The organism is Ruminococcus sp. AM43-6, assembly GCF_003461785.1.
GTDB classification, from domain to species: Bacteria; Bacillota; Clostridia; order Oscillospirales; family Ruminococcaceae; genus Hominimerdicola; species Hominimerdicola aceti.
This window is the reverse complement of the sequence record NZ_QTXU01000046.1, coordinates 1-9,159: the sequence shown is the minus strand read 5'-3', so window position 1 is coordinate 9,159 and position 9,159 is coordinate 1. Positions and strand designations below refer to the sequence as shown.

The following is a 9,159-nucleotide window of genomic DNA, read 5'->3' as shown; positions in this document are numbered from 1 at the left end:
TTGTCTATCTCTCTTTTCTTTTTTCTTAATTTTGTCCAATATCTATTGTAGCACTACACTTTTATTGTTTAATTTTTGTTTTTACCCCTTGCAAAAAAGCCGCATATAGTGTATAATAAATATTATATTGCTTGACGTTCACTAGGCGACAGGCGGCCGTATTAACTAAGATACAGGCAATTTGATTTAACAGAAATGAGGCTTTTATATGTGCGGTTTTGTTGGATTTACAAATAAAATCAATGACGCTTCCATAGTTCTTGGAAAAATGATGGATAGAATAAAACATAGAGGTCCTGACTCTGACGGAAAATATGTTGACGAGCAGATCGCAATGGGTTTCCGCCGACTTTCGATCATCGACCTTTCAGATCAAGGTAGCCAGCCTATCTTTAATGAAGATAAGTCGTTGGTACTTACATTCAACGGTGAGATATACAACTACAAGGATCTCCGTGAGGAGCTTGTAGCGTCTGGTCACAAGTTCTATACACAGACCGACTCAGAGGTGCTTATCCACGGCTATGAGCAGTGGGGCGAGGATATGCTCGACAAGCTGAGAGGTATGTTTGCATTCGTTATCTTCAACAAGAACACAAACGAGGTTTTCGGTGCAAGAGATTTCTTCGGTATCAAGCCTCTTTACTACGCAAAAATGGGCGAAACTCTTATGTGGGGTTCTGAGATAAAGAGTTTTCTTGACCACCCTCATTTTAAGAAGGAGCTTAACACAGACGTTCTTGAAACTTATCTCACATTCCAGTATTCTCCTACAACAGAAACTTTCTTCAAAAATGTTTACAAGCTCCCTGCCGCTCACTGCTTTACATACAAGAACGGCGAGATGAGCGTAAGAAGATATTGGGAAGTTAAATTCCACGCTGACAATGGTCCTTCTCTTGAAGATTGGGTGAATAGGATATCCGACACTTTCAAGAACTCTGTTGAGGTACACAAGTTCGCTGACGTTGAGGTAGGTTCTTTCCTTTCAAGTGGTGTTGACTCAAGCTATGTTGCCGCTGTTGCCAACGTTGACAAGACCTTTACTGTAGGCTTTGGTGAGGACGAAAAGTACAACGAGATAGGTTATGCTAAGGAATTTTCAAAGTATATCCACAAGGAGAATTTCTCCAAGGTCATTTCTCCTGAGGAATACTGGAACAGCCTTTCAAAAATACAGTATCACATGGACGAACCTCTCGCAGACCCTGCGGCTGTGGCTCTGTTCTTCGTATGTCAAATAGCTTCTGAAAAGGTCAAGGCAGTGCTTTCAGGCGAGGGTGCAGACGAAATATTCGGTGGATACAACATCTATCACAACCCTGCTGATATGGCAAGCTACTTCAAGATACCAAGACCTATCAGAAAGGCTGTTGGTGCAGTTGCTGAGAAACTGCCTCACAAGCACGGCATAAACTATCTTATAAGAGGTTCTAAGGACCTTGACGAGAGATTTATTGGTAACGCATACATCTTCTCTGAGAAAGAGCGCAAGGACATTCTGAGCATAAAAACAAGCGCTCCTGACGCTATGGCTATCACAAAGCCTTTCTACGATAAGGTAAGAGATCAGGATCAGGTAACGCAGATGCAGTACATTGATCTGCACCTTTGGATGACAGGTGATATTCTTCTTAAGGCGGATAAAATGAGCATGGCTCACTCCCTAGAGCTTCGTGTACCGTTCCTTGACAGAAAGGTTATGGAGCTTGCAGAGCAGATACCTGTAAAGGACAGAGTTACTGAAACTGAAACGAAGTATGCAATGCGTCTTGCTGCACTTCAGGCTTGCCCTCCACAGACAGCTAAGAAAAAGAAGCTCGGCTTCCCTGTTCCTATCAGGGTATGGCTAAAAGAAGATAAGTATTATAATATAGTAAAGGATAAGTTTACTTCTCCTCAGTCGGCACAGTTCTTCCACACAGATAAGCTTGTACAGCTTCTTGACGATCATCGTGCAGGCAAGTATGATTATTCTAGAAAGATCTGGACAGTGTTCTCATTCCTTGTTTGGTATGATGTTTATTTCAGTGACAACGTATAATTACACAAATAGTAAAAGCGGTTACCTCCAGTGGGTTACCGCTTTTACTGTAAATTTTTTTATATAACTATCTTTTAGAAATACTTTTTTCTTTATGTAGTAGCATCAATATGTATATATTAGAGTACAGCTAATAAAATATGGTACGGTCAATGTAAAATCATTGAAGATTAAAGTTAAAAAAGCAAAAATATTGTGTCTTAGCTATTGTAAATTTTAAAATAATATGTTATAATAAATCTTAAATAAATGAGAGGAACAGGGGGTATCATATGACAATTGCTACACTCAAAATAGTTTTTTGGGCTTTAGCTTTCGTGTTCTTTGTTGTATGCGAGGTCGCAACAGGAACGGCACTTGTGTCTATATGGCTTGCTATAGCAGCGCTTATTGCGATGTTTTGTGCCATAGCTAAGCTTTCTTTCCTTACACAGTGCATCGTATTCGTCGTAAGCTCAATCATACTTCTTTTGCTTACAAGACCTGTGGTCAAGAAGCTCCAGAACAAGACAGTTGCAACAAATTACGAGCTTGATGTGGGAAAAACTGCAATAGTTATTGAGCCTATAGATAACTCTGTGAACAAAGGCAGGGTCACTCTTGAGGGCACAGATTGGGCAGCAAGAACTGAGGACGGCTCAAAGATCTCAGAGGGCACACCAGTGAAGGTCGTGCGTATTGACGGTGCAAAGCTGATAGTTTCAGAAGAAAAGTAACAGCTTACATAAACTTATTTTTTTAGGAGGCATATAATGGAACCTGGAATTTATATCGTACTTGCTATCATCGTATTGCTTATAATCATTGTTATCAGCAACATCAAGATAGTACCGCAGGCATATGTATTTGTAGTTGAAAGACTTGGAGCTTTTCATGCGGCATGGGGAACGGGACTTCACGTAAAAGTACCTTTTATCGACCGAGTTGCAAAAAGAGTATCTATCAAAGAGCAGGTAGTTGACTTCAAGCCACAGTCAGTTATCACAAAGGATAACGTAACAATGCAGATAGACACTGTTGTGTTCTTCCAGATAACAAACGCAATGCAGTTCACATACGGCGTTGAAAGACCTATCTCAGCTATTGAAAATCTGACGGCAACAACACTCAGAAACATTGTTGGTGACCTTGATCTTGAGGCTACGCTCACTTCCCGTGACATTATCAACACAAGGATCACAGCAATTCTTGATGAAGCCACAGATAGATGGGGCATCAAGGTGCAGAGAGTTGAGCTTAAGAATATTCTTCCGCCAAGAGAAATTCAGGACGCAATGGAAAAGCAGATGAAAGCTGACCGTGAAAGACGTGAAAAGGTCATTCAGGCAGAGGCTGAGAAGAAATCTCAGGTACTTGTTGCAGAGGGTGAGAAAGAATCTAAGATACTCAGAGCACAGGCAGACAAGGAGTCACAGATACTTGCAGCCGAAGCTGAGAAGCAGTCTATGATACTTCGTGCAGACGCTGTAAAGGAGCAGAAGATACTTGAGGCAGAAGGTGAAGCGCAGGCTATCGACATGGTACAGAAGGCGATTGCTGAGAGTATCGTCAAGCTGAATGCTGCTAACCCTAACGAGCAGGTAATCCAGCTCAAGAGCCTTGAAGCATTTGCTAAGGCAGCAGACGGCAAGGCTACAAAGATCATTATACCAAGTGAGATACAGGGTATTGCAGGTCTTGCAACAGGACTTAAAGAAGTCATGACAGACGTTAAGAAGCCACAGTAAAACGCATATAGTTAATCCCCTTCAAGGCAAATGCTTTGGAGGGGATTTTTTTACATTGAAAAGCGAGCAGGACACTGAGATAAATTCAATGCCCTCCCAATATCATTAAGCTAAAAAAATCAAGAAATAAAATAACTATGATACATTCGCATGAATACGTTAGCTATCGGCTCTAAAAATGCTCCGCCAGCAAGAAAAATTGTATGCGTTATTATACTTGATATACTTATTTTTCCATAGTCCCAACTAAAAATAGATATTTAAGTCTTCTATTTTCGTTTTCATTAACATCGGGAATAATATTTGTAATATTCACCATTATTTTATGATAAATATTAATCATACGGCATTTATTAAATGCAATTAAATATCCACGTTCAAGATCTGGTTTATTAAATTCTGAACAAAATAAAATTGTATTGCCATGATAAAAAATGTCAATTTTATTTGTAGACAAAGTAATAACAGAAATTTTATCGAATACGTTTTTTTCAAACGAAATTGTTTTTTCTCCAAAATTTTCTGCAATCACCTGTCTAGCCAAATCTATATTCCCGTGTGCAATTTCTTTTTTTATAAATTCTTCTATCTCAATATCATTATCAGTTTTTTTTATTTGATGACGTGAAAGAAACAGGAAAAGAGCAATTGCTGCGAAATCAGCATTAACACTTTCATATATAATCTCGTGACTGTTTCGCTCTATTTTCAAAACAGCAAAATGCCCACAATTCCTCTCTAATATTTCGTAATATATTTCCGGGGCGCCACCATCAACATCGCAGACAACAGAATTATTATAAGATTTCAAACATATATTTCTTACATTAGCCAAACAAATATTATGAGATATTTGAATTTTATAATACAAGTCATTAAATGTACTGATTATATCATTCAAAAACTATCTCTCCCTTCAACACTTTAAAATCGACCAACATACTCCCCCATATGTTCCGTAGCATTCGCATTAGTTCACACTACATTTGTCTCGGTATTAGGATTTATATAAATTTCTTTTAAATAATCATCGGGAATACGCAAATCCAGTTCTTTTTTAAGTTCATGAAAATATTTTTTCCATTGAATTGAAATTTTTTCCCACCAACCATCAATTGAGGTTTTAATAAGTATAGCCTCATTATTATCACCCCAATCATAACATATGCAGCATCCGCAAGCACCTTGACCATAATTAAAACGCATATCAAAATAGTCACAATACTTGAATCCCAGACTAAATTCTTCATGTCCATTGCCGTAAAAAGCGTCTATCAAATTAAAATTCGAAACTAAACTACCAAAATATTTTTTCATTTCAGTTTCAACAGCTTGGGCTTTTATTTCTGCTTGATTTTCATTCATTATAAAAACCCCTTTGCTTTTAAAAATTTCTTGGGAATCTGCTTTTTTACATCTGTCATTATACATTTTATCAAACTGTCACAAAGCTTATCAAAGTCGGTATTAAGCGATGACGAAAATAGCATTTTCTTTTCACTGCGATTTGTTATGATAAAAAAATATAAGTTGTTATCTCTAATTTCAACCTCAAATGGATAATAATCATAAACAATAGAAGACATTTTATTGTCATAAAAAGAAACTGTATCTATTAATTCATTGTTATTGCCACATGCTCTTTGAGATAAAAATACATCTGCAATTTTATCTAGGAATTCATAGTTAGTAGGTTGCATACCAAAAATCTCCTTCTGAGAATAATTTGGGTTCTTCTGTTTTCTCTTTTTTTATGTTCAATGCTTTGCTCTTGAACATTATTCTGAATAATAGATTTAGGATTACTATCCCAAATGCCTTTAAGCTCGATTGTATAGAAACGACGCAGGAATACTTGCGTCCTTCAAGGAGTTTCTGTGCAAGATAACGGAAAATTGGCAAGTTAGACGTACACAAAGCCGTTAGGCGGTAGTTGTGCGGTGTCACCATAAAGATCTGAATTACAAATTGATTACCAAGGTCTTAAACTTTGAATTCGTTTAACAAAAGTTCCGTCGTCAGGTGAAAACACAAATCTGAATCCGTTGAAATCATTTACAATTAATTCACCATCAATATAATTAATCATTACATACGGCGAAATAAACTTATATTCCGGACATACCCTTTCTTTATTCTGAATTCGCCAGATAACATTCCCTTCCATATCAACGGCATATACGTTGTCGATTTCATCAGATTTTACAGACGCATCCAGTTCATTTAATTGTACAATTATCCTATCATCAAATAAAACAAAAGAATAAATGTTATGTTCAAAATAAACGGCAGAGTTATTAAAATATAGATTATTCTGATTAATTTCTACTATAAAATCTTTATCTAAGTCTGATCTTTGAAAAGGCTTATTATTTTTTTCAATAATGTTACCTGCCATATCAACAGCATATAAATCTCCGATTTCTAGCTGTACAATTATCTTTTGTTTCAAAATTATTACAGACTTAACATTATAATCAAAGCAAACATCATAACTATTTATATGAATCCATTTTTCAGATATTATCATTCTTAATACCATACTATATTCCTCATTATGATAACAATCTTTCATTGTAAAACTCTCCTATTTCTTGCCTCATAAGATCAAATTGAACACCTCCACCATTTCCCCATTCGGATATTCCGTTTGCGATTCCAAATCTGATTCTTGAACCTTTTGGCAACTTTACATCACAAATATATTTAGGAACATTTTGCAAAGCAAATCTATTTTTTATTTCTATTGGAGAAAGTTCTTTAATCTCATTGTAATTCATAATCCAACCGCCGTATTTACCAGATATTTCACCATCATACACTCTAACAAACGTGGTATTTTCAGTTAATTCGATAGTTGTTACATTAGTTCCCGGCTTATAAGGGGGATTTGTATATCCATTTTGTTTTAAAATTTCATTTACGTTTTCAGCTGAATTAAAATCAATTACATCAGAGCATGCCCAAGAAGGAATATCATCATATTTTGACATCAAAACAAAAAAAATCATCATCCTGTTTAGAAGCAGTTTTTATGAACGATTCAGCTGCATCATCGTCAAGATTCTTAACCGCCCTTACAAGATCATCGCCGCCCCAAATCTTGCGACCGCCGGTATGGTTTGTTTTGTTATGTATGTCCTGATCTACAAAATGATCATATTAGTCCGGCGTATTTTAAATCATTATAAATAAGGTTCACCTGTCTTTTAGTAAAATTCCCCCTTAATTGATCTTGAAAATCATCTATCTCAAAAAAAGGAATACCGGTATAATCACTATTTTCAAACAGATCAGATTTAATTGTGTCATAAAAAAGCTTTTTATCCTCGGTTTTACATTTGACCGAAATTCCCCAAAAACCCTGACAACCCTCACAAGCAATCATAAACGCACGCTCATCATTTTTGCTTTTGTGAAAAATAAATTTCTCATCACCTTTAAAATAATGATTTGGAAAAGACTTGCGTTTTTCTTTTCTGTCAAAAACAAAACCCATGGTTTTACAAAGTGCATTCGTTATCGGTTCAACAAATTTCTCCGCAACTGCAAAAGAATAAGCAGACATATCTTCATATGGCTCTAAATAATCATTCATAAGTGCTATCCTTTCTATTATTTCCAATACACATTAACAACTATTCCGGGGTATGCTCTATTGAATTGTTTAATAACGCTTCGGCAGCTTGAGCAAGGTTCAAGTTCAGTAAATATATTGATAGCTCCGGTTGAAGAAACTTTAGACCAAGTAACTGTTCTAGCACCAAGCTTTCAAGATAAGAAGAAACATACCCCGAAGCGAAGCGATAAGTATTTAGGTGTTATCGTCATCCGAATAAGATTTTTCTATTGTATTTAAAAAATATAAAATTTTCCGCCTTTACATTTACAAGCTTGAGGTAAAACTGATTTTAAATTTTCTATTCTTTCACTCATATATTTAAGATCTATTCCCGATAAATTCTCAGTAGCCCAAGCCCCTAATGCATTTAATTCTGACATAATAATATTTAAATCGCCCACATCAAAATCGCATCCATCTTTAAACAGTTTAACTTTGGATTCACATATTGCCTTAACCCAATAACGTTGATAGAAAACCTCAGATGATATATTTTCACTGAAAATAAGTTCAGTGTTTTTATCATTAATATCTCCACTATATCGATATAAACCAACAGACACTACTATCAACCTCCATAGACAGCTGAAAAATTATAATCTGGATAAAGAATTCTAAGTTGTTCCAGACAATCCTCAACGGCTATTCTCAATTCAGGTGTATCTGCATTAATTCTAAATACGTAACTCCTGACATCTTTTAACTCACTAGATAAAAAACTATATTCTTCACCATCAATATAAACGCTAAATTCATTCTGAGAAAGTGCCTTTATTCTATTCTCACCTTATTTTAAGATTTGCTTATTTGCCCATTGAGTTTCAGTTTGTGGAACATCTGGATTTTTTATATATAATCCTCTCGCATTTTTATCTTCGTATATCACTTTCGTAGCAAAATCTATCTCATCAATTTCTGTATTAATAATGCCATGAATTTCAACCTCGTTAAAATTTATTCCACCTTTTTTATTGACAAGACTAATCAAATCATCTGTAAATCTATCACAATTTTCAAATAACTTGAAGAACTCTCTGTCTTGCTTAGAAGCAATCCCCATAAACCTTTCTAATGCCGCATCATCAAGCTTCGCCAAAGCCCCGACGAGATTATTCCCGCCCTTAACAGCAACTTTAACGCCATCATCACCATAGTCTCTTATCAAAGCTGCAACAGCGTCTTTATCCAAAATCTTATTTATCGCAACAATTGCTTCATCATCATACTTAGAAAGAATAGCAACAATATCAGAAGCTTGACCGGATTTGAATATTGAGTCAAGCAACTCAGGAGATATCTTTTTGGAAACCTCATATCCGCATACCTTTGCAACCTCTTCTTTAGCGTATTGCTTTAAGAGATATCTCTGATAAAGTTCGCTTGACGCAATAACCTTATTATTTAACTCCCATACTGCGCCTGAAATACGTCGTTCCGATAAGGCTGAGGAGATTTCCTATATACTTATCGTTGTAGACGTTGCTTTTGTTTACCTTTTCCTGCTCCTCGTCGGTAAACGACATTTTTTTCATACGCTGTCAGAAGCGACTGTGCAGAAATATTTTGATTATCAGTAGATATACAGTTTACGGAACCTACAAGAATTTCCTTGGTATCATAAATATTTTTAACTTGTTCTTTAATTGTACCACAAATATACGGCAATTTCAAGGGAATTTTTGATATATTCCTCTGAGCGATCATCTCCTTTGGTATGATATTAGCATAGTCCAAACTGCTGACTACAGTGGTGACAGGCTATGCTT

At 35.9% G+C, this 9,159-nt stretch carries 12 protein-coding genes; 3 read left to right on the top strand and 9 right to left on the bottom strand.

Annotation, left to right across the window (positions count from 1 at the left end):
• The first annotated feature begins 208 nt into the window (after window positions 1-208).
• From asnB to DW938_RS13810, 3 genes are all read left to right on the top strand, one after another.
• A complete protein-coding gene (gene asnB / locus DW938_RS13820) occupies window positions 209-2,044 on the top strand; it encodes an asparagine synthase (glutamine-hydrolyzing) (RefSeq protein WP_118125491.1) in 1,836 nt (611 codons plus the stop codon).
• Between the two features lie 272 nt (window positions 2,045-2,316).
• The gene (locus DW938_RS13815) at window positions 2,317-2,760 is read left to right on the top strand and encodes an NfeD family protein (protein WP_117876069.1); all 444 of its coding nucleotides are present in this window, start codon (window positions 2,317-2,319) and stop codon (window positions 2,758-2,760) included.
• A gap of 36 nt (window positions 2,761-2,796) precedes the next feature.
• On the top strand, window positions 2,797-3,771 hold the full coding sequence (locus DW938_RS13810; RefSeq protein ID WP_022287345.1) for an SPFH domain-containing protein: 975 nt from the start codon (window positions 2,797-2,799) through the stop codon (window positions 3,769-3,771).
• Window positions 3,772-3,997: 226 nt separating this feature from the next.
• Here DW938_RS13810 and DW938_RS13805 read toward each other — a convergent pair whose 3' ends face one another.
• From DW938_RS13805 to DW938_RS15320, 9 genes are all read right to left on the bottom strand, one after another.
• Entirely contained in the window at window positions 3,998-4,672 is a 675-nt protein-coding gene (locus DW938_RS13805) for a hypothetical protein (RefSeq protein ID WP_118125489.1), read from the bottom strand.
• A 74-nt stretch (window positions 4,673-4,746) separates the two neighbouring features.
• A complete protein-coding gene (locus DW938_RS13800) occupies window positions 4,747-5,136 on the bottom strand; it encodes a hypothetical protein (RefSeq protein WP_118125487.1) in 390 nt (129 codons plus the stop codon).
• Window positions 5,136-5,471 carry a hypothetical protein gene (locus DW938_RS13795; protein WP_118125485.1) on the bottom strand — a complete coding sequence of 112 codons (336 nt, stop codon included), beginning with the start codon at window positions 5,469-5,471 and terminating at the stop codon, window positions 5,136-5,138. Before DW938_RS13795 ends, DW938_RS13800 begins: the two co-directional genes overlap by 1 nt.
• A 272-nt stretch (window positions 5,472-5,743) precedes the next feature.
• The gene (locus DW938_RS13790; protein WP_117905765.1) at window positions 5,744-6,346 is read right to left on the bottom strand and encodes a hypothetical protein; all 603 of its coding nucleotides are present in this window, start codon (window positions 6,344-6,346) and stop codon (window positions 5,744-5,746) included.
• A complete protein-coding gene (locus DW938_RS13785) occupies window positions 6,327-6,764 on the bottom strand; it encodes a hypothetical protein (RefSeq protein ID WP_147342402.1) in 438 nt (145 codons plus the stop codon). Before DW938_RS13785 ends, DW938_RS13790 begins: the two co-directional genes overlap by 20 nt.
• Window positions 6,765-6,928: 164 nt before the next feature.
• Window positions 6,929-7,369: a hypothetical protein gene (locus DW938_RS13780; RefSeq protein WP_118125482.1), complete on the bottom strand. Its 441-nt coding sequence runs from the start codon at window positions 7,367-7,369 to the stop codon at window positions 6,929-6,931.
• A 257-nt stretch (window positions 7,370-7,626) separates the two neighbouring features.
• Window positions 7,627-7,956, bottom strand: a complete 330-nt coding sequence (locus DW938_RS13770; protein ID WP_051706603.1) for a hypothetical protein — start codon at window positions 7,954-7,956, stop codon at window positions 7,627-7,629.
• 224 nt (window positions 7,957-8,180) lie between these two features.
• A complete protein-coding gene (locus tag DW938_RS13765) occupies window positions 8,181-8,678 on the bottom strand; it encodes a hypothetical protein (RefSeq protein WP_118125480.1) in 498 nt (165 codons plus the stop codon).
• A gap of 112 nt (window positions 8,679-8,790) precedes the next feature.
• On the bottom strand, window positions 8,791-8,916 hold the full coding sequence (locus DW938_RS15320) for a hypothetical protein (RefSeq protein ID WP_278278302.1): 126 nt from the start codon (window positions 8,914-8,916) through the stop codon (window positions 8,791-8,793).
• Between the last annotated feature and the right edge of the window lie 243 nt (window positions 8,917-9,159).